Raw genomic sequence first — 19,235 nt, forward strand, 5'->3', positions numbered from 1 at the left:
AAGTGAGATGATCGCCCAATTGCGCAAACTCAGGCAGCGCCGGGAAGACCATGCGCGCGACATCGTTTCCGCTCATCGGGTCGGCGTCGACGAAGCCAGACAAGATGTTGAAATGGCGTCGCAAATGCTCGCCGAGCACATGCGAAGGGCAATTGACGAGCAGAACGCGGCCGTCTCGGGGCTCGCCAATCGGGTGGTGAAGGCAGCCGAGCTCCATTTGGCGCAGAGCCGCTACGAGGCATCGTTCGCGAAAGCCGGCCAAATCAAAGCGCGGGGCGAGACGGCAACCCTCGTCCAGCGCGAACGCGAAGCGGGATTGGCCGCGGCCCGGCACCGATACCTGCAGAGCCGGAAAGCCCTGATGAAGCTGGAGAAACTGGCGGATCAACTTGACAAGCGAGCGGCCGTGCGTCGTGCCGCCGAAGCCGAGCTCCTCGATGAGGACCGCATGCCGCGCGCAAACAATGATGTTCGATGATCGTGCAGGTGGCAGTTCGATGTCTCGAGCCCTGACGACAGCGAAGGCTGCCACGCGGCGCAAACCCGCTGGGCGAAATCTCAACGGCGCTCTCATCACCGATGCTCTGGATCTGGCAAGGGTTTCGGCGGAACAGGTCGTGGCCCTGAACACCTTCTATAAACACCGTCGCGCGGCCGACATCACCCTGGCCGGACAGCCGGCGAAGATCGTAACCGACTGGTCGGCCGCCCAATCCGATGATCAGCCATCATGCACGCTGCGCTTCAAGATCGGAGAACATTCCGCCGAGCTTTCCGTGCCGCTCTCGCTCACCGAGCAGTTGCTGGCCACGGTGGACAAGACGGCAAGGCTAGGGACCCTTTTGCCTCAACACGCGGCTCTCCTTCTGGAAACTGCCATGGCCGACCAACTCGACTGGTTCGAAGCGAAGCTGCAGGCTCCGATAGAACTCGCCACAGTCGAAAAGCGAGAGCCGCCGGCTGAGGCGGCGCCATTCGGCTTTGTTTTGTCTGTCGGCGAACAACCGGCGAAGTGCGCCCTGCGACTGAATGACGGCGAGTTGCTTTCAAGGCTTAGCAAACTTCTGGACGAAACAGACCGCAGCGAAGCTTCGTTTCCGGCCGCGCTGCCTGTGCCGGTTCGCCTGTGGTGCGATGTTCTCGCCACCAGCCTCGGCGAAGTGAGGGAGTTGGAGCCAGGCGATGTCGTGTTGTTTGCCGAACAAGCGGAGGCAGTGCTTGTCATCGGCGACAGGCTGATCGCGCCCGTCAGCATAAGCGCGTCAGGGACACAGCTGTCTGCCGCACCAGCCGTTATTGCCGGATCGAAATGGGAGTGGATGATGGGTCAGGACACTGGAACCGCAAGCCAGGCGCTGGACGATGCGACACTCGACGATCTGCCGGTTGCGCTGGCGTTCGAGGTCGGCCGCAAGGCAATGCCGCTTGGCGACATCCGAAAACTGAGCGCCGGCGCCATCGTGCAGTTGGACGCAACCGGACAGGGCGTGGACATCCTGGCCAATGGCAAGCGGGTCGGGCAGGGCGAAATGGTCAGGATAGGCGAAAGCCTTGGCGTGCGGGTCACCCGCATGTTCGACAATGCTTGAAGCTTCGCCAAATCTCCTCGGAATTCTGGTTGCGGTCGGCTTTGTCGGCCTGCTGCCGCTCGCCGTCGTCACCATGACGGGATTCCTGAAGATTTCGGTGGTGCTGTTTCTCATCCGCAATGCCCTTGGCGTGCAGCAGATGCCCCCGAATCTCGTGCTTTATGGGATCGCGCTGGTGCTGACGGTCTATGTCACCACCCCGCTGATCAGTGAAATGGGGACAAGGCTGCAGGAAGGGCAAGTGCAGTTCCAGACCACGGACGATCTTGCCCGCGCCGCGCAGTTGGTAAAACAGCCTCTGCAGCAGCACCTGATCAAATTCACCCAACCGCGCGAACGCCAGTTCTTTCTCGACGGAACCGCGCGCCTGTGGCCCGAGCAGGCGCGCCAGAATGTCAAGGACGACGACCTTTCCATCCTGGTTCCGGCCTTTGTCGCTTCGGAGCTTACCCGGGCCTTCGAGATCGGGTTCCTGCTCTACATACCCTTCCTGATCATCGACATCGTCGTTGCCAACATCCTCATGACGCTCGGCATGATCATGGTTTCGCCGGTGCTGATCTCGATCCCACTGAAACTACTGCTTTTCGTCGCCATAGACGGCTGGTCGCGGCTGATGCACGGCCTCATTCTCAGTTACAGCTGACGCAGGGGCGGCGCGTGAACAGCGATTTCATCCTCGCGAAAGTCCAGAATGCGCTGATAACGGTGCTGCTCGCCTCCAGTCCGGCCATCATAGCAGCCTTGGCCGTCGGGCTTTTGGTCGGACTCGCCCAGGCTTTGACGCAGATCCAGGATCAGTCTCTGCCGCAGACGATCAAGCTGGTCGTGATCCTCGTGGTCATCATCGTCGTCGGCCCGCTGATTGCCCAGCAGATCGCCGAACAGGCCTCGGCGGTGTTTGACGAATTTCCGTCCGCGACCCGGTGATGCCGCACCATGCAGGTCGAACCGCTCTTCGCATCGCTCAGGGACCTGCAGCTCTATCTTCTGGCGGGAGCCTTCGTGTTGGCGCGCCTCGGCGGCTTCATGCTGATGATGCCGTTGTTCTCGCGCGTACCGCTGTCGGGACTGTTGCGCAACGGCGTTGCGCTGGCGCTTGCGGTCCCGATCCTGCCGATGCTCGTGCACACGCTGGCAGGGCAACCGATCGCCGGCGCGATGATCGTAATCTACATCCTCAAGGAGCTCCTGGTTGGCATGGCACTGGGGTTGGCGATGGGCGTGCCCTTCTGGGCCGCGGAAGCAGCAGGCGATATCCTCGACCTGCAGCGCGGTTCGTCCATGGGAACCTTGATCGACCCGATGATGACGCACGAGACCAGCGCCACCGGCACGCTGCTCGCCATCATCATGATCGCGATCTATCTAGCGGCAGGCGGGCTGGAACTGTCGTTGAATGCCGTCTACGACAGTTACGGTCTCTGGCCGGTCGAACGGCTGATGCCGGTGTTCAGCGGGGGTGCCGCCGGAATTTTCCTTGGTCTGTTGAACCAACTTCTGAAAATGGCGCTGACGCTGGCGTTTCCTCTCATCGTCAGCATGTTGCTGTCCGATATCGTGCTGGCCTTTCTGGCGCGCGCCTCGCCGCATTTCAATGTCTTCAGCCTGTCGCTGATCGTAAAGACGCTGGTCTTCTGCTTCGTCTTCGTCCTCTACGCGGCCTTTCTTTTATCCTACATGAACCGCGATCTCGGCTTCCTGCATGAGGCGATACGGCAGATCAAATTGCTCAGCTGTTTGGAGTGCCGATGAAAGCCACGATGCGTCGGCTAATAAACGCAATTTATTGTCAGGAGAAAATTCTGGCAATTTGACAATCGGCGTTGCCGGCCATGATTTAGTGCTTCCTGAAAGTCTTAAGCAACGCGGACTGCCTCGAAGCATGGGACGTCTGACCGGCTCAATCGTTGAAGATTTACGGCTGGTCGAGCCCGACCGGTTGCGCCGACTGGTGAGGGTCGGAGCCTATCGAGGCACAACAAGTGGACTGGCGCGCGGCAAGCTGCAGGCGAATGTCGTGATCGTGCCGCAACGTTTCGCCGGCGATTTTCACAAGTTCTGCCTCGCCAACCCGAAGGCGTGTCCGCTGGTCGGGCTCGGTCGTGCAGGCAGCCCGTTTGTTCCGGCGCTCGGCAACATCGACATCCGCACCGATGCCCCGCAATACAGTATCTTCTGCTACGGCGAGTTCATGCACCATGCCACCCACATCGTCGATCTGTGGCGACAGGATTTCTCTGCTTTCGCGCTTGGCAGCTCCCTGAATTTCGAGCCGACGCTGGTGGAGAAGGGGGTGCGGCTGCGCCACGGAGGCATCAGCGGACCGGTGCCGAAATACCGCACCGGGATCAGAAGCCGCGCGATCGGCCCGTTTGGCGGCAAGCTGGTCGTCGCGATGCGCGCCATCAGGCGCTGCGACGTCGACAAGGTGCGGGCGATAACCGCGCGCTTTCCCAACGCTCATGGTTCCCCCTTTCATATTGGGGATCCTTCCATCCTAGGCATAACCGATCTCGACTCGCCCGATTGGGGCGCTGCTATCGACCTGAGTGACGAGGAAGTTCCCGTATTCTGGGCAAGCAGCGTGACGGCGCAGGAAGCTCTGAAGCAGGCGGAACTGGCGATAGCCATCACCGCATCTCCGGGCCATCTGCTGATCACCGATGTGGACGCCATGGTCCGCAAAGGAACCGCAAAGGTCGCCTGAAGGCCAAAGGCTCGCGGAATTAACGCGTCGGTTTCTCCTCGGGGCGCTGGCAAATGAGCCCGGAGAGGGAACGGCCTCTCCAGCAATCGATCAACTCAAACTCAAACGGGCTGTCCCCTCTGAGACAGACAGCCATGCCGCCGCAACGCTATTTTACGCCATAGGCCGCGAATGCTTCCGGCGCTATGTCATGGATGAACGCGAATCTCTTGAAAATCTAGAAAAGAACCTTTTTCAGCTTATTTCAGCCGGCTATCAAGGTATAGGAAACAATCGGTCCACGCATTGAGGCGGGTTCTGGCCGCGTCGGGGCCCAATGCCGAAGCGAAACTGACGGCGCGGGGCTTGGCGTGTGTGGGTTGATCGTAGACTAGGCGTGTCGAGTTTTTGGAAGCCAAATCTCGATCGACAGACCTATCTCGCGATCGTCCGACACGACGGCATCGCCGCCATGTGCATTGGCAATGGCTTTCACAATCGGAAGGCCAAGTCCCGATCCCCCGCTTGATCGTGCCCTTGAATCATCACCCCGCCAGAAGCGCTCGAAGACACGCTTTTTTGACGAGGCAGGTAGTCCCGGGCCGTTGTCGCTACACCGGATGAGCCCTCGATCCTTCGTCGCGCGTGTCTCGACCACCAAGACACTGCCTGGGGCATAGCGGCGCGCATTATCCAGGATCGCAAGCAGAGCTTGCCGGATTCTGGCCTGATCGGCGAAGACGATCGCGCGCCCGAGATCGCGTTTGACCGTAATTCCGGCGTTTGCCAACTCTTGCTCGATCGAAGTCGTCGCAATATCGGCTTCCTTCGCAAGATCGATTTCGGCAAGCTTGAGTTCAAGCCTGCCTGCACTCGAAAGCCCGAGAGTTCTCAAATCTTCGACGATCCGCGCAAGGTCGTCGACGTGAGCAATCAAGCGACCATAGAATTCGGGACTCGGTTCGTAAGCGCCATCTGAAAGACCTTGGAGACGGCCTCGCAGAATGGTCAAGGGTGTGCGCAGTTCATGCGCAATCGCGGAATTTGAATATCGAAGCTCGGCCTCGGCGTTTTCCAATCGTTCAGCCATAGCATTGAAGTCCGTGATCAGGCTCTCCGCCTCACTGAACGCTCTCTTGGTGCCTTCCGCGCGCGCGGAAAAATCACCGTTTGCGATCGAGCGAACCGTCGTCGCAACTGATTTCAGCGGCGATACGATTCTCTGCGCTTGGAGCCATCCAACGATCGCAGCTGAACTGACACCGACGGCCAAAATCAGTCCGAGCACGACAAGGTCGCTCATCTGCAACTTGTCGGTCATGGCCTCTGCGGGAAACAGCCAGTCGTATAGCCAATAGTAAGCGATCCAGCCAAAAAACATCACAGCGAAAGCCCCGAGTGTCAGCGCGCTCATCGCGCGAAACAACTGACGGTTCAGACTGCTGGCCACGACCATTCCTCAAATTTGTATCCGATGTCCTGCAACGCCGATCAAAATAGCCGGTTTGCCCGCGCACGGCTGAATTCACGATCGGCCACGTAATCGAACGCCTAAACATCGAAATGCTTAGTCTGACAGTTGGGATGCTTTCTCGCGCAAGTCGGTGCCTGATGACCCTTTTTCCTATTCGTCATCGAAGGTGAGGGCCAGACATTGTGCCGCGCATTCTTTCCCGCCTCGGTTCTCAACTGAAGACTCCTTCATTTTAAGTCAACAGGAGATCGGATGTCTTGATACAAGCTGCGCGCAATCTGCGCGGTTGGCGAACGCAAGATGCCGATAAGCTCAGCGAGGGGCATTTACCTCAAGCAAGAGACAAACATGTTCGCCCGCCATTTTACCATCATCTGCCTTTGCATCTGTGCTTTTGCCCTCATGTTTTCCGCGCTGGTGGAGTCTGCAAAGCGAAAGGAGCGAGTGCCAACACCGATCTCGTTGCGGGACCTCCGCGCAAGACCCGACGGGTAGTCTAAACGATCATGATCGTGGTCAGCGATGCTCTATGATTCGTATCTGGAAGGTTTGCGGTCACTGGCCCTGCTGAATGGTCAAATGAGTTTCTGTGCGTCTTTGTTGATAGCCAGTGCAGATCGTGTTGAGGTTTCGTTGAGCTACCAAGCATGCCCTTGACCTTCCCGATGGCTGAACGTCTCTAGAACGGATTGGAGTCGGGAAACCGTTATGGACAACGCGCTGATCCTCATTATCGAGGACGAGTCGGAAATCACTGAAATACTCGAGACGTACTTTGTTCGTGAAGGTTTTCGTACCATCGGTGCCGGCGACGGCACCATCGGCCTTGCCCACTACCATCGCCTCAAGCCCGATCTCATTGTTCTTGACGTCAAGTTGCCCGGTCAGGATGGCTACGAGGTTCTCGCGGCCGTCCGTCGGCATAGCGACACGCCGGTCATCATGGTCACCGCGCTTGCCGAAGACCTGGACAAACTGCAGGCCCTGAGGATTGGCGCCGATGACTATGTCGTCAAACCCTTCAATCCGTTGGAGGTTGTCGCCCGCGCCAAGGCTGTCCTTCGGCGAACGAAGGGCCGCGATACGCGCCAACTGTTCCGCGTTGGCCCCTTGACGATAGATCCCTGCGCATATCGGGCATTGATCGAACGCTCGTCGGGTTCGACAGTATTGGAATTGACGCGCACTGAATTCAGGCTGCTCGCTCACATGGCTGGTTCTCCGAACCGCGTGTTCGAGCGTTCTGAACTGGTTGATGCCTGTCTGCCGGAGGGAGAGGCACTGGAACGCACCGTTGACAGCCACATCAGCAACCTTCGACGCAAACTTTCCCTAGCCGGTGTCAACTGGTTGTTGGATGGTGTCCGCGGTGTGGGATACAGACTGAGCGACCGCGATGGCTAGAATCGCGAATACTGGAAGGCGAGGCCGTCGCGTGCTTTGCGGTTTGCCCGTAACCCTCTCATAAAAAGGGTAGCGTCGCACCAAGCTGCTAGGCGGTTGCGGTGTCCTCTTTCGCGTTCCGGAAGCAAGTCCGAATTGCCGGGCCAGTGATTTTCCGGTGAGGTCATCCTGGCCTCAAACCGACAATTTCGGCGAAGCGCGCAAACAGGCCAGCTTGTGATTTGATGCCCAACTTGCGGTAGATGTTGCGTCGATGGACCTTAACCGTTCCCGGGGCAACACGCATCATGCGCGCGGCCGACTCCGTGGAATAACCTTGAAGGACCAGATCGACGACCTGTTTTTCGCGGGACGTGAGCGAAAGGCTCTTCCAGATATCGGCGCGCTCAAACTCGTCGGAGCGCTGGACTGCTCCTCCCTTTGCTTTTTCATGAGTGGACCGGATGGAGGGAAGTTGCGGCCATCGCAGGCGGCATAGGCTGATCACCGCTGGGGCCATATCTCGCAGCAGACGGGTATCGGCCGTGCCAAACGGTCCGGATGAACGCAGCCGCATCAGGGACAGAACAAGTGCCTCCTTGTCAGCAAGTGGAACGAAAAAGCCGACTTCCTCGGCCAGTTTCGTCTGGCTGTAATAGGACCTGTAATACTCACTGGTGTAGAACCGGTCGGGGGCGAGTTCTCGCATCCGCCAAAAGCCTTCCTTCCGCTCCACCGCTGCATGGTGAAACGGATCCAGAAGGTAGGGGCCCGCTTGATAGAGCGTCACGAAGATGTGGCTCTCTGCGGGGGAAAAGGTCTCATACAGCGCAGGCGGTCGTGTCGACCCGCGGTAGCCAAAAATCACGCAATGGTCAAAGCGGACGTGGCGCCCCAACCAATTGACGGCGGCTTGGCCGAAACAGGGCGCTTCAGCTTGCCGGGCGGCATCCACGACCTGGGCGAGATAATGAAAGTCCCCGCTGCGGGAAGAAGATTCTGCCAATCATATACCCCTCGAATGGAGAAAATCGCAGGTACATACCACCAGCGAGGTATATACGAACAAGGATTGGCTTTGCTAGCCTTCGAAAAGCAAATGTTGTCCGGAGATTGCCCATTGGTTGCAACGCCGGTTTCTGATGTCCAATTTCGCAATGTGACCAAACGCTACGGCAGCGTGACGGCAGTAAGCGGTATTGACCTTGCGGTGCCGCCTGCTGCTTTCGTAGCCCTTCTTGGCCCATCCGGATGCGGCAAGACGACCTGCCTGCGGATGATCGGCGGCTTCGAGCAGCCGAGCGAGGGCCAGGTGCTGATCCGTGGCGCCGATATGGCAGGCGTTCAGCCCTATCGGCGTCCAGTCAATATGGTGTTCCAGCACTACGCTCTTTTCCCCCACTTGAATGTCGAAGAAAACATCAGCTACGGGCTGCGCCAGGCACGGCCGCGGCTTGCCGCACGCGACATCCATTTCAGGGCCGACGAGGCACTCGCCATGGTTCGGCTCGCTGGCTATGGCCAACGCAAGGTTCATGAACTTTCGGGCGGCCAGCAGCAACGCGTCGCGCTGGCAAGGGCAATCGTCAACAAGCCAACAGTCCTGCTGCTCGACGAGCCATTGGCTGCGCTCGACAAGAAACTGCGCACGGACATGCAGATCGAGTTGCAGAACCTGCAGCGCGAGCTTGGCATCACCTTTGTCCTGGTCACCCACGACCAGGAGGAAGCACTTTCAATGAGCGATCTCGTCTGCGTCATGAATGGTGGGCGTATCGTTCAACTGGGGCAGCCGAACGCGATCTACAATGAACCCGCCGATCTGTTCGTCGCAGGGTTTGTCGGCAAGACGAACCTGCTTTCGGGCAAGGTGGCGGGCAATTTCGTCGACGCCGTCGACGTGGTTCTTGCCAACGGCACGGTGATCCCTGCGCGAAAGAACACGCCGCTGGCGATGGGTGAAGCCGTCTCTGTGAGCGTGCGTCCCGAGGCCGTGCGCCTCGTACCACCGCGACAGGACGGTCTCGAGGGGACCATCGCCAATCGCATCTTCCTCGGCTCGACGATCGAATACGCCATCCAGGTGCCAGGCATCGGCATACTTCTTGCGAGCGCCAGTCACAGCGGCGACGCCTTGTTCGCGCCGGGTCAGATCGCCTCCATCGCCTTTAATCCCAATGCGCCGATGGCGTTTGCGGGCACTAAAAACAACGAAATCACACAGAGGGAACGCAACCATGCCGAAATCATATCGGGACGGCCTGCCGATTAAAGCCGAAGAATTCGTTGATCAGTTGATGCGCCTCAGGCGCGGTTCCATCAGCCGCCGCCATTTCCTTGGCGTGACCGGCCTCGGCCTGGCGACCGCGGTCATGGGACAAAAGCTTGGTTTGTTGGCATCTCATGCGCACGCCGAAAATCTCGGCGACCGCATGTCGATCGCCACCTGGCCGAATTATCACGACCCAGCCACTTTTGAGAATTTCAAAGCCAAGACTGGCGTTGCCGTCGAAGTCAACGTGTTCGGCTCCAATGAAGAAATGCTGGCCAAACTGCAGGCCGGCGGCTCGGGCTGGAGCCTGTTCGTGCCGACCAACTACACCATTTCGACCTACAACAAGCTTGGACTGATCGAAGAACTCGACATGTCAATGCTACCCAATTTCTCCGCCGCGTCCGAGAGCCCGCGTTTCACCAAGGAAGGGCAGATCGCCGGCAAGACCTATGCCGTGCCCAAGAATTGGGGGACGACAGGTTTTTCGGTCAACACCAAGAAAATCACAAAGCCGCTGGCCAGCTGGAAGGACTTCTTTGACGTCCTGCAGAACGAGGCCGACGGGCGCGGCATGGTGCATGACTATCAACTGACGACGATCGGCAGCGCCCTGGTTTCGCTTGGCTATGATTTCAATTCCATCAAGCCGGACGAACTCGCCAAGGCCGAAGAACTGCTGATCAAGGTCAAGCCGCACCTCTTCGCGATCAACAGCGACTATCAGCCGGCGATGCGCGCAACCGATGCCTGGATCAGCATGTGCTGGACAAACGACGGTGCACAACTCAACCGCGATATGCCGGAACTGGCCTATGTGCTGGGCAAGGACGGTGGCGAGATTTGGACAGATTACTACGCCATTCCCAAGGACGCGCCCAACAAGGCTGCCGGCTATGCGCTGCTCAACTATCTGATGGACCCGGCCAACGCTGCAAAGGAGCACACCGCCAATGGCGCGCCGGCTACGGACAGCCGCGTGCTCGCCCTGCTGCCGACCAATGTCACCTCCAACAAGATTGTCTATCCGGAAGAAGCCTCGCTCACTCCGCTTGAATTCGGAGCAGCGGTAACCCTCACAGATCCTAGCCGCGCCGAAGTCATGGCGCGTTTCAAGGCAGCGTAGTCCAGCCACGCCAACGAGGCGGTGTACTCTCGGCAAAGGTGCGCCCCGCCGGGAGAGGGAACTGTTGGGATGCAAGCAAGCACGGCTCGCCAAAATCTTGTCACTGCGACGCTGCTGGCGCCGAGTGCCTTGTGGCTATTCATCTTTCTGGTTCTGCCCTTTGTCGCCATCGTGGTCTTCAGCCTTGGCGAACGGGCTCCGGAAGGTGGGTATCAAGCCGCCTTTACGCTTGCCCAGTATGCGAACCTGCCGGCTCGCGCCACTGCCTTCTGGAACACGATGATCCTTGCCCCGGTCGGCGCTTTTGCCTGCCTCGTGGTTGCCTATCCGGTCGCCTATTATCTTGCCATGCGCGCATCTCAGCGCTGGCGGCTGGTGCTGCTTGCCCTGATTGTCATCCCATTCTGGACAAGCCTTTTGATGCGCACTTACGCCTGGATGTACATTCTGGGCGGGCGAGGGATACCGGCGCTGCTGTCACTTGTGGGGATCGAGGATGTCCGGCTGATCAACACGCCAGGCGCAGTGCTGCTCGGTATTGTTTACGGTTATCTGCCGCTGATGATCCTGCCGATCTATGTCAGCCTGGAGCGTCTCGACAAGCGGCTGCTCGAGGCCTCCTCTGATCTGGGCGCGACGCCCCTCTCCACCTTTGTCGGCGTAACGCTTCGCTTGTCATTGCCCGGCGTCACCACCGGCTTCTCCCTGGTGATGATCCTGCTGCTGGGAGAGTACCTCATTCCGACGTTGCTCGGTGGCGGCAAGGTCTTTTTCATCGGTAATGCGTTGGTCGATCTCTTCCTGCAATCGCGCAACTGGCCGTTCGGTTCGGCAATTGCGGTAACCCTGGTCCTTGTCTCGGTCGCAGTACTGGCGATCGCCGGTCGTGTCTCCAATCGGCTTGCCGGCTCCCGCCAGGTGGATTTGATCTGATGCGTGCCTTCGTCATCGCCGTTTTTGCCTTCCTTTACCTGCCGATCGTGCTGGTGGTGCTGTTTTCGTTTAACGCAGGCCGACACGCCAGCGATTTCACCGGGTTTTCAACCCAGTGGTACGGCTTAGCGCTGTCCAATCCGTTTTTGACCGAAGCGCTGAAGAACAGCCTGTTTGTCGCGACCTTCAGCGCACTGCTCGCGGCGATCTCTGGCACGGCAGCAGCACTTGGACTGACCCGCGTCGCGCCGCGCACCAGAGCGATATTCGACGCACTGCTGGGCGCTGCGATCGTTGTTCCAGGGGTTGTCATCGGGATCGCTACTCTGGTCGCCCTGGTTCAGCTTTTCGCTGTGCTCAATCCCGTGGTCGCCTCACTGTGGCCTGGCGAACAACCCCCGAAACTCGCACTCGGTTACGGGTCGATCATTGCCGCGCATGGACTGTTTTCCATGGCCCTGGTGACCATGATCGTACGCACCCGGCTCGCGAGCCTCGACCGAAGCCTGGTTGAAGCGTCGGGGGATCTCTACGCGACACCGCTGACCACCTTCCGCTCCATAGTTCTTCCGCAAATCATGCCAGCGGTGCTGGCGGGCTTCCTGCTTGCCTTCACCTTTTCCTTTGACGATTTCATCATCGCCTTCTTCGTGGCGGGCTCGAAAACGACACTGCCCATCTACGTCTTTGCTTCGATCCGTCGCGGCGTTACGCCGGAAATCAACGCCATCGCCACGATCGTGCTCTTGGCTTCGGTGCTGATTGTGGTGCTTTCGCAAGTGCTGCTGCGACAGCGCCAAAAACCATCCGCTTGAAGGACAAGACATGATCCTTAAGGACCGTATCGCCGTTGTCACAGGTGCCGGCTCCGGCATCGGGCGCGCAGGTGCACTCAAGATGGCACAGGAAGGGGCCGTCGTCGTTGTCGCCGACCGGGAGGCAGCCAAAGGCGAAGTCACAGCCGCCGAGATCCGCAACGCCGGCGGCCAAGCCGCCGCGGTCGCCACGGATGTCGGCGACGATGTTCAGCTCGAGCGGTTGATCGAGGGCACATGCAAGGAATTCGGACGTATCGATATCCTGCACAACCATGCCGGCATCCAGGTGAGCGGTGCGCTGACCGAGGTCGAACAAGGCGGCATGGACGCGTCCTGGCATATCAATGTGAGAGCGCATTTCGTCGCTGCGCGATTGGCCATGCCTACGATGATCAGGCAAGGCGGTGGCGTCATCCTGAACACGGCCTCCAATTCGGGCGTGTTTTATGATCGCGGGATGATCGCCTATACAACCTCCAAACACGCCGTCGTGGCCATGACGCGGCAGATGGCGATCGACTACGCCATGCACAATGTCCGCGTAAATGCACTTTGCCCAGGTTGGGTCGATACCCCATTCAACGAGCCCTTCATCACCCAGAAGGGGGGGCGCGATGCGATCGAGACTTATGTCCGCGACAAGATCCCCATGGGGCGTTGGGCAACCGCGGAAGAGATCGCCGAAACAATACTGTTCCTCGTCTCCGATCGCTCGTCCTTCATGACTGGCCAGGCCCTGGTCGTCGATGGCGGCGAAAGCATCGCCTGAACCTTCTTGTCCTCACACAACAGGAAAAAAGCCAATGGCCATCACACGACGTGACTTTCTTGGTGGCACCGCTCTCGCCATTGCCGCGGGCTTAACCCCGTCGCATCAGCTTCGTGCCGAAACGCAACGCTACTATCCTCCAGCACTCACCGGTCTACGGGGCAGCCACCCCGGCTCCTTCGAAACTGTACACAGGCTGGCCCGGGAAGGAGAGACTTTCGATTTCAGCCAAGGTGCCGTCGAGGAAACCTACGATCTGGTTGTCATTGGCGGAGGCATCAGCGGACTTGCCGCAGCTTGGTTCTATCGCGAGGCGTTCGGCGAAAAATCCAGGATCCTCATTCTCGAAAATCACGACGATTTCGGCGGCCACGCCAAACGCAACGAATTCAGCGTGGACGGACACCCGCTGCTAATTGGATATGGCGGCAGCGAGTCGATTGAATCACCGAAAGCAAATTTCAGTAAGACCGTCGCGCGCTTGATGGAGAGCCTGGGCGTCAAACCCGCGCGCTTCGATACCGCATACGATTTGGGAATCTATGGCGACCTGGGATTGACGCATGGCGTGTTCTTTGACCGGGAGACATTCGGTGTCGACCGCCTGGTGGCTGGCAATCCGGTCACCAATGGCGCTGACCCAACGCCCGGAAACACCGCCAAGGCCAAGACCATTGCGGAATTCGTCGGCGAGTTCCCAATGTCGGATGACGCGAAAAAGCGATTGATCAAGTTTTTCGCTGACTCGAAGGATTATTTGGCCAACATGTCGCTCACGGAGAAACTGGAGCATCTGCAGACCACCAGCTATCGCGATTATCTCAAGATCGATGCTGGCCTTGGCGACGAGGCGGTGAAGTACTTCGAGGATATGACCCACGACTATTTCGCGCTCGGAACAGACGCGGTGCCTGCGGCCTCCGCCATGTTTTCCGGATATCCGGGTTTCGCGGGCCTGCTTCCCAAGCAAGGGGCCGACAAGGAGCCTTACATATATCATTTTCCCGATGGCAACGCCTCAATTGCGCGGCTTCTCGTACGCAACCTTGTTCCCGGCGTTGCACCGGGATCAACGATGGAAGACATCGTCCTGGCAGATTTCGATTATTCGAAACTTGACCAACCGGACCAACCTGTCCGTATCCGTCTACGCAGTGCCGCCGTGGGTGTTCGCAATCCAAAGGACGGCAAAGACCTCATCGACATCGGCTACGTTCAAGCCGACACCTTACATCGTGTTCAGTCGAAGCATTGTGTGCTCGCGTGCTACAACATGATTATTCCGTACCTGATGCCTGACTTGCCACAGAAACAAAAGGAAGCTCTGGCGGAAAGCGTCAAGGCTCCATTGGTTTACGTGAATGTCGCTATTCGTAACTGGCAATCATTCGTCAAACTCGGGGTTCAGCAGATCTACAGTCCTGCAGCCTTTTTTCCGCTGACGAAGCTCGATTATCCCGTCGCACTTGGCGGCTATTCCAATCCACGAAATCCTGATGAGCCTATGGTGCTACACTTGGTCCACGTTCCAACCGAACCAGGCCTAAGCAACATCGACCAGAATCGCGTTGGCCGACAGAAATTGCTGGAAATGACCTTTGAGGATTTCGAAAAGAAAGTGACGGATCAACTCGACAGGATGCTCGGCCAAGGTGGCTTCAATTCGAAGCGTGACATCGCCGCAATCACCGTAAACCGCTGGCCGCACGGTTATGCGCGCGGGGTCAATTCGTTGTTCGATAAGCCAGTTGATGGCCCTCAACCCTTTGAAGTGGCGCGCGCCCGCTTTGGAAAAGTAACGATTGCCAACTCCGATGCCGGATGGGTTGCTTTTTTCACCGAAGCCATCGACCAGGGTTGGCGTGCCGTCGACGAACTCAAATCAGCCTAAACCCATGCAGCGGGATTAAGGCCGTCAAGCCTTGCTGCCGCCGCAAAAGCGCGGTGGCCGGGCCGGCGGACTAGCGCACGATCGCGACCAAGAGCGTGCCGACCGCACCCGGCAAGACCTCGCTCGCCTGAGGGGGAGATCACCGAGGCGATCTATCAGCACGTTGTGATTTGGCGGAAGGAAGGGCTATCCAACGCGATGGCCAAATCGCTGGAAGCAAATGCGATCTGCATTTGCTGCTGACTATACCAGCGATCGCTGACTGGTCAGGACATCGAGCGTCGGTATGTTCAATCAGCGCCGGTCGCAGAAACGTCACGAAGTTTCATCCCTTTTCATACGATCTCTCCACGAAGTCTGCGCGACTGCTCCTTAGGTAGCTCGCCATCGCCGATCGTTTTTAGGGCGATGACCAATCGGGCAGCACTGACGCTGACCGATCTCATTCCTGGAAAGGGATTAGATATATGAAACTCCGCAAATCCATTCTCACCGCATCCGCCGTGGCTTTCACCGTCATTTCGGCAGCAACCCTGCCGACCATGGCATCGGCAGCTAGCGCAGCAGCACCTGTTGCGGCGGCTCCCAAGGCGGTCAGTGCCGCCACGTCCGTGGCTAAGCCGGCCGATAGCACCAAAGTCGCACAGCAGAAGCAGAAGAAGACCACGTCCAAGAAAAAGAAGAAGTAGATAGCGCTGATCGGCAGCGTGACACTTTAGCGTCGCGCCGATCAATGGCGCTGGGCTCGGTTCGCACAGCGGACCGGGCCCGCTCCGCCGATACGCTGGGGTGGTTAGCCCCGGGTCTTTTGAGGTGACGACAGGCCGGCGTCCAAAAGGCCGGAATACGCAAGACGCGCGACGGCCTGTGCGCGATTGACCGCGCCCAATTTGCGACGGGTCAGTTCTCAGTGGCAATCAACAGTGGAGCCACATGACGCTGCTGGAGAACGTCATCGAGGCGCCCGTTCATGCGCTCGGTGTCGAGCGCGAGCAGGCGGTCGACAATGGGTTGCGGTTGCTGGAGCGCGTCGGTCTTTATGAAAAGCGCGACGCCTAGCCGCGATCGGCGACGAGCCTGTCGAAGCGGTCGGCAGCGGCCTCGATCAGGGTTGCCGCCATCGTCATGTCATTGATGTTGCCGGCCGACACGATGAGCAGGCGCGGTCGGCCCTGCGCATCGGTCAATCCGTGGAGCTTGCTGGTCCGGCCGCCGCACGAGATGCCGATGGCTTGTGCGAAGGCCCCCTTTTGCGCCACCGGCCGAGCGGCGCACCTTGATATGGGTAGCGTCGATGGCGACTGTCCCCGAGACACCGCTATGGCCGGTCAAGGCCTCGAACAACCCCAGCCAGATGCCCTGACGCCTCCAGCGGTTGAAGCGGTTATAGACCGTCGTATAGGGGCTGTACTGGAGCGGGCAATCACGCCAACGCGCACCGCTCTCCAGCATGTGCACGATGCCCGAGATGACGCGACGATCATCAACACGATGCGCGCCCTTGCGTCCGCGTGGAAGCAGCGGCTCGATCCTGGACCACTCCACATCGCTCAGCCAGGTCAGCTTCCGCTTCATCAAGTCCTCCAAACATGGAGACCTTGATCAGCCAAACAAAACCAACGCAACCCTATTGCGTACGGACCCTAGGCCATTGGGAATGCCTGAGCTCGACGCCGCGGAGCCCATTGTTGAAAACCGTCGTTAGGCTCGATCAAATCTCCACAGTCCGTCCACGGTTTTCGTGATGTCCGCTGCTAACCAACCGTCGGTTGGAGATTGCGCCGCGTGCATGTGAGCCTGCGATCGGAAATGTGGAGACTAGGGGTTGCGCGGTAATTCGGTTTTACAATCGCTGGAGCCGCCCAGCAGGGAGATTATAAGCACGCCAAAGGCGATGCCCGACCTACGGTTGCCAATTCTAGCCTATCACCAAATTGCCGTCCCCTCTCGCCATGGCACGCCATTTAGAGGCCTGCGTGTTCATCCTCTGATATTTAGCCGCCATATGCGTTGGCTTGCCAGATTAGGCTACCGGGGGCTCTCCATTCGAGACCTTGCTCCATACATTCTGGGCGAACGAGAAGGGAAAGTTTTCGGTCTGACGTTTGATGACGGATTTCAAAATGTGCTCAGAAACGCGGCTCCAATTCTCGGAGACCTGAACTTTACGGCAACGAACTACATTGTTGCTGGCCATGTCGGAGGTGCGAATTTCTGGGATGAGGAAAAAGGTGTCCCAACCTCCCGCCTGATGAACGGCACCGAGCTTCGCGAATGGACTGCGCTCGGTCATGAGATTGGTGCGCATACGATCGACCACGCGGATCTAACCTGCCTTGAGCAAGAGCGCGCCCGCGCGCAGGTACGGGGCAGTCGAAAGTTACTCGAGAACATCATCGGCGATGAAGTTCTTGCCTTTTGCTACCCATACGGACGCTACCGACTGGAGCATGTGGACATGGTCCGGGAAGCGGGTTTCACAAGCGCCGTCACGACAGATCCGGGCCATGTCCGCTTAAGCAGCGATAGGCACAGTTTACCCCGAATTTCTGTCGCGCGCTCCACAAGCTTTCTGATGCTTGCGCGAAAAATGTTTGTCCGTTGAGTGCAGGAGAATTGCGGTGTGATTGGTCGTCGCAAGATGCGAATTGCCTTTGTTGTTTGCCGTTTTGGAAAGCAATTCGGTGGTCGCGAGGCCTATGTGGAAAATATAGTTAGCGAACTTAAAGATGAATATGATATTCATATTTTTTGTCAAAAATGGGAAAGCGAACTATCTGTCGATCATACTATTTTGCCTTGCTTCACGGGAATTTCAAATTGGATAAACATTGTAATATTTACTTACTGTTGCAAAAGGCTAATTTCTGATTTCGACATCATTCATACTCATGAAAACATCTGGATCGGAGATTTGCATACCGTTCATTCCATGCCGATCCGCTTCATGCGGTTTCACCACATAAGGCAATTTTGGCGTCAATTAGGAACATACATCAGCCCTCGGTTTCTAACATACCTCGCTATGGAGACTGGTCGCTATCGAGGCAGGAAGGGCAAGCTGGTCGTAGCAGTGTCGCCGCTTACTCAGAGCCAGATCGAGCTAGCCTATCCATCCTGTCCCCCCATCAGCCTGGTTCCGCCTGGAGTGAATATGCCTTCTCGAGAACATAATCGGCAGGATGTCCGCAGAAGTCTTAACTTGCCACTGGACCGCCGATATATTTTGTTAATAGCCAATAGACCAATGGCCAAGGGGTTGGAGACCATCCTCAGGGCTTTGCGGCTCCTTTGCCCATCAACACATCTTATCATTGTCGGAGGATTTGCGGGGACTCGACAGAAAGTATTTGCAGCAGCGAGAAGTGCCGGTGTGCTCGGTAGAATACACTACTGGCCGGCATGTCGAGAGGTGAGTGTCTTCTATCTTGCCGCGGATATATGCGTATTTCTTACCCACAATGACGCGTTTGGCATGGTGCCGCTTGAGGCTATGGCGTTCGGCTGCCCGGTAATAATAAGCCCGCCCAGCTATTGTGGCTTCACTCATTTCCTCAAAAATGAAGAGAACGCGATTGTGGTTGCAGATCCATCAAATGAGGAAGAAGCAGCCGGTGCCATCGCGCGTTTATTAAACGATCCTGAATTGTATGAAACTCTTTCAAGTAATGGAAAAATTTTAGCAAGTCAAATGAGTTGGAGTTCGGCTGCTGAAAAATATTCAGAAATATATAGACTAACAGCAAGACGAAGCATTCATTGATGTTAACGAGATTATTCCATTGTCAGGGAGCAATTCAGGGCTGGTTGTGCCATGACAATCGTGGGCTCCAACGGAAGAGAATTTTCGAAGATCGCGCCACGGGAGGAAGGACTTCGGCAAGCAGCCTGTCAGCCGTTAGCTTCAGCAATTGACCGAACAACCAACAGTCCGAGATCCACACCCTTCTAGAGAGGTGAAAGCGTTTCCTCCACGCGCATGAACGGGTCGAAATACCCCGGAAGGAGTTCTGGTTGCAGCCTGGGATCAGAATCTTCAACGCGGGGAGCCATAGAGCTGGCGGATTCTAGTATGGCGATTTCGATGCGCCCGGGCGCGTTGTACGTCGTTCAAAAGTGCAGGCGCGCCTGCCGGATCCGCATCGGATCGGTCACGGCGACAATGTCAATCACAGCAAGGTCCGGTGAAAATCCTGCTCCCGCGAGGGACGGTTCGACGCATTGGCGATCTTTTGATGTCCTTGGCCAGCGCAACACACTCGATTTGCACATCAAGACGGCCGCAGTCTGC

General features: G+C 57.8%; 21 protein-coding genes. 17 read left to right on the forward strand and 4 right to left on the reverse strand.

Features of this window, described 5'->3' with window-relative positions; all coding sequences use genetic code 11:
- Window positions 1–7 precede the first annotated feature (7 nt).
- The 6 genes from QFZ88_RS18485 (at window position 8) to QFZ88_RS18510 (ending at window position 4,299) form a co-directional block, all read left to right on the forward strand.
- Window positions 8–478, forward strand: coding sequence for a hypothetical protein (locus QFZ88_RS18485; protein ID WP_065997499.1), 471 nt, complete (start codon window positions 8–10; stop codon window positions 476–478).
- Window positions 479–497: 19 nt separating this feature from the next.
- Complete coding sequence (gene sctQ, locus QFZ88_RS18490) at window positions 498–1,589, forward strand: type III secretion system cytoplasmic ring protein SctQ (RefSeq protein WP_167523842.1); 1,092 nt, start codon at window positions 498–500, stop codon at window positions 1,587–1,589.
- Entirely contained in the window at window positions 1,582–2,235 is a 654-nt protein-coding gene (gene sctR, locus QFZ88_RS18495; protein ID WP_065997494.1) for a type III secretion system export apparatus subunit SctR, read from the forward strand. Before sctQ ends, sctR begins: the two co-directional genes overlap by 8 nt.
- Window positions 2,236–2,249: 14 nt before the next feature.
- Window positions 2,250–2,519: an EscS/YscS/HrcS family type III secretion system export apparatus protein gene (locus QFZ88_RS18500; RefSeq protein WP_065997493.1), complete on the forward strand. Its 270-nt coding sequence runs from the start codon at window positions 2,250–2,252 to the stop codon at window positions 2,517–2,519.
- A 9-nt stretch (window positions 2,520–2,528) separates the two neighbouring features.
- Window positions 2,529–3,344, forward strand: coding sequence for a type III secretion system export apparatus subunit SctT (gene sctT, locus QFZ88_RS18505; protein WP_065997492.1), 816 nt, complete (start codon window positions 2,529–2,531; stop codon window positions 3,342–3,344).
- Window positions 3,345–3,474: 130 nt separating this feature from the next.
- A complete protein-coding gene (locus QFZ88_RS18510) occupies window positions 3,475–4,299 on the forward strand; it encodes a D-glutamate cyclase family protein (RefSeq protein ID WP_065997488.1) in 825 nt (274 codons plus the stop codon).
- A gap of 370 nt (window positions 4,300–4,669) precedes the next feature.
- Here QFZ88_RS18510 and QFZ88_RS18515 read toward each other — a convergent pair whose 3' ends face one another.
- Window positions 4,670–5,728 (reverse strand): ATP-binding protein, encoded by a 1,059-nt coding sequence (locus tag QFZ88_RS18515; RefSeq protein ID WP_373426388.1) that lies wholly within the window; start codon window positions 5,726–5,728, stop codon window positions 4,670–4,672.
- A gap of 732 nt (window positions 5,729–6,460) precedes the next feature.
- On the opposite strand from QFZ88_RS18515, the gene QFZ88_RS18520 reads away from it, so the two are divergent.
- On the forward strand, window positions 6,461–7,156 hold the full coding sequence (locus QFZ88_RS18520) for a response regulator (RefSeq protein ID WP_065997484.1): 696 nt from the start codon (window positions 6,461–6,463) through the stop codon (window positions 7,154–7,156).
- Between the two features lie 163 nt (window positions 7,157–7,319).
- Here the strand turns inward: QFZ88_RS18520 and QFZ88_RS18525 are convergent, their stop codons facing one another.
- Window positions 7,320–8,141, reverse strand: coding sequence for a helix-turn-helix transcriptional regulator (locus QFZ88_RS18525; protein ID WP_083237685.1), 822 nt, complete (start codon window positions 8,139–8,141; stop codon window positions 7,320–7,322).
- A 93-nt stretch (window positions 8,142–8,234) separates the two neighbouring features.
- Between QFZ88_RS18525 and QFZ88_RS18530 the strand changes: the two genes are divergently transcribed.
- The 8 genes from QFZ88_RS18530 (at window position 8,235) to QFZ88_RS18565 (ending at window position 16,003) form a co-directional block, all read left to right on the forward strand.
- Window positions 8,235–9,407: an ABC transporter ATP-binding protein gene (locus tag QFZ88_RS18530; protein ID WP_065997483.1), complete on the forward strand. Its 1,173-nt coding sequence runs from the start codon at window positions 8,235–8,237 to the stop codon at window positions 9,405–9,407.
- On the forward strand, window positions 9,373–10,533 hold the full coding sequence (locus tag QFZ88_RS18535; RefSeq protein WP_065997482.1) for an ABC transporter substrate-binding protein: 1,161 nt from the start codon (window positions 9,373–9,375) through the stop codon (window positions 10,531–10,533). The genes QFZ88_RS18530 and QFZ88_RS18535 overlap by 35 nt, the downstream gene beginning before the upstream one ends.
- A 69-nt stretch (window positions 10,534–10,602) precedes the next feature.
- A complete protein-coding gene (locus QFZ88_RS18540; RefSeq protein ID WP_065997481.1) occupies window positions 10,603–11,466 on the forward strand; it encodes an ABC transporter permease in 864 nt (287 codons plus the stop codon).
- On the forward strand, window positions 11,466–12,281 hold the full coding sequence (locus QFZ88_RS18545) for an ABC transporter permease (RefSeq protein ID WP_065997479.1): 816 nt from the start codon (window positions 11,466–11,468) through the stop codon (window positions 12,279–12,281). The genes QFZ88_RS18540 and QFZ88_RS18545 overlap by 1 nt, the downstream gene beginning before the upstream one ends.
- Before the next feature lie 10 nt (window positions 12,282–12,291).
- Complete coding sequence (locus QFZ88_RS18550) at window positions 12,292–13,053, forward strand: SDR family NAD(P)-dependent oxidoreductase (RefSeq protein ID WP_065997476.1); 762 nt, start codon at window positions 12,292–12,294, stop codon at window positions 13,051–13,053.
- A 34-nt stretch (window positions 13,054–13,087) separates the two neighbouring features.
- Window positions 13,088–14,944: an NAD(P)/FAD-dependent oxidoreductase gene (locus QFZ88_RS18555; RefSeq protein ID WP_065997474.1), complete on the forward strand. Its 1,857-nt coding sequence runs from the start codon at window positions 13,088–13,090 to the stop codon at window positions 14,942–14,944.
- Between the two features lie 467 nt (window positions 14,945–15,411).
- Window positions 15,412–15,633, forward strand: a complete 222-nt coding sequence (locus QFZ88_RS18560) for a hypothetical protein (RefSeq protein WP_065997471.1) — start codon at window positions 15,412–15,414, stop codon at window positions 15,631–15,633.
- A gap of 244 nt (window positions 15,634–15,877) precedes the next feature.
- Window positions 15,878–16,003, forward strand: coding sequence for a hypothetical protein (locus tag QFZ88_RS18565; RefSeq protein WP_373426389.1), 126 nt, complete (start codon window positions 15,878–15,880; stop codon window positions 16,001–16,003).
- Here QFZ88_RS18565 and QFZ88_RS29565 read toward each other — a convergent pair.
- Window positions 16,000–16,095, reverse strand: a complete 96-nt coding sequence (locus tag QFZ88_RS29565) for a hypothetical protein (RefSeq protein ID WP_353844568.1) — start codon at window positions 16,093–16,095, stop codon at window positions 16,000–16,002. The two genes, QFZ88_RS18565 and QFZ88_RS29565, sit on opposite strands and share 4 nt — an antisense overlap.
- Window positions 16,073–16,519, reverse strand: coding sequence for a transposase (locus QFZ88_RS18570; RefSeq protein WP_083237684.1), 447 nt, complete (start codon window positions 16,517–16,519; stop codon window positions 16,073–16,075). Before QFZ88_RS18570 ends, QFZ88_RS29565 begins: the two co-directional genes overlap by 23 nt.
- Window positions 16,520–16,838: 319 nt before the next feature.
- Between QFZ88_RS18570 and QFZ88_RS18575 the strand changes: the two genes are divergently transcribed.
- Complete coding sequence (locus tag QFZ88_RS18575; RefSeq protein ID WP_065997469.1) at window positions 16,839–17,549, forward strand: polysaccharide deacetylase family protein; 711 nt, start codon at window positions 16,839–16,841, stop codon at window positions 17,547–17,549.
- An 18-nt stretch (window positions 17,550–17,567) separates the two neighbouring features.
- A complete protein-coding gene (locus tag QFZ88_RS18580; RefSeq protein WP_137901745.1) occupies window positions 17,568–18,707 on the forward strand; it encodes a glycosyltransferase family 4 protein in 1,140 nt (379 codons plus the stop codon).
- Window positions 18,708–19,235 lie beyond the last annotated feature (528 nt).

It is taken from the genome of Mesorhizobium sp. YL-MeA3-2017 (assembly GCF_030814575.1).
In the GTDB taxonomy this organism is placed as follows: Bacteria; Pseudomonadota; Alphaproteobacteria; order Rhizobiales; family Rhizobiaceae; genus Mesorhizobium; species Mesorhizobium terrae.

Bases quoted from the DNA above. Each gene is read 5' to 3' on its own strand.
- QFZ88_RS18485 (WP_065997499.1), top strand. From the start codon at position 8: ATGATCGCCCAATTGCGCAAACTCAGGCAGCGCCGGGAAGACCATGCG.
- sctQ (WP_167523842.1), top strand. From the start codon at position 498: ATGTCTCGAGCCCTGACGACAGCGAAGGCTGCCACGCGGCGCAAACCC.
- sctR (WP_065997494.1), top strand. From the start codon at position 1,582: ATGCTTGAAGCTTCGCCAAATCTCCTCGGAATTCTGGTTGCGGTCGGC.
- sctT (WP_065997492.1), top strand. From the start codon at position 2,529: ATGCAGGTCGAACCGCTCTTCGCATCGCTCAGGGACCTGCAGCTCTAT.
- QFZ88_RS18510 (WP_065997488.1), top strand. From the start codon at position 3,475: ATGGGACGTCTGACCGGCTCAATCGTTGAAGATTTACGGCTGGTCGAG.
- QFZ88_RS18520 (WP_065997484.1), top strand. From the start codon at position 6,461: ATGGACAACGCGCTGATCCTCATTATCGAGGACGAGTCGGAAATCACT.
- QFZ88_RS18530 (WP_065997483.1), top strand. From the start codon at position 8,235: ATGTTGTCCGGAGATTGCCCATTGGTTGCAACGCCGGTTTCTGATGTC.
- QFZ88_RS18535 (WP_065997482.1), top strand. From the start codon at position 9,373: ATGCCGAAATCATATCGGGACGGCCTGCCGATTAAAGCCGAAGAATTC.
- QFZ88_RS18540 (WP_065997481.1), top strand. From the start codon at position 10,603: ATGCAAGCAAGCACGGCTCGCCAAAATCTTGTCACTGCGACGCTGCTG.
- QFZ88_RS18545 (WP_065997479.1), top strand. From the start codon at position 11,466: ATGCGTGCCTTCGTCATCGCCGTTTTTGCCTTCCTTTACCTGCCGATC.
- QFZ88_RS18550 (WP_065997476.1), top strand. From the start codon at position 12,292: ATGATCCTTAAGGACCGTATCGCCGTTGTCACAGGTGCCGGCTCCGGC.
- QFZ88_RS18555 (WP_065997474.1), top strand. From the start codon at position 13,088: ATGGCCATCACACGACGTGACTTTCTTGGTGGCACCGCTCTCGCCATT.
- QFZ88_RS18560 (WP_065997471.1), top strand. From the start codon at position 15,412: ATGAAACTCCGCAAATCCATTCTCACCGCATCCGCCGTGGCTTTCACC.
- QFZ88_RS18565 (WP_373426389.1), top strand. From the start codon at position 15,878: ATGACGCTGCTGGAGAACGTCATCGAGGCGCCCGTTCATGCGCTCGGT.
- QFZ88_RS18570 (WP_083237684.1), bottom strand. From the start codon at position 16,519: ATGAAGCGGAAGCTGACCTGGCTGAGCGATGTGGAGTGGTCCAGGATC.
- QFZ88_RS18575 (WP_065997469.1), top strand. From the start codon at position 16,839: ATGCCCGACCTACGGTTGCCAATTCTAGCCTATCACCAAATTGCCGTC.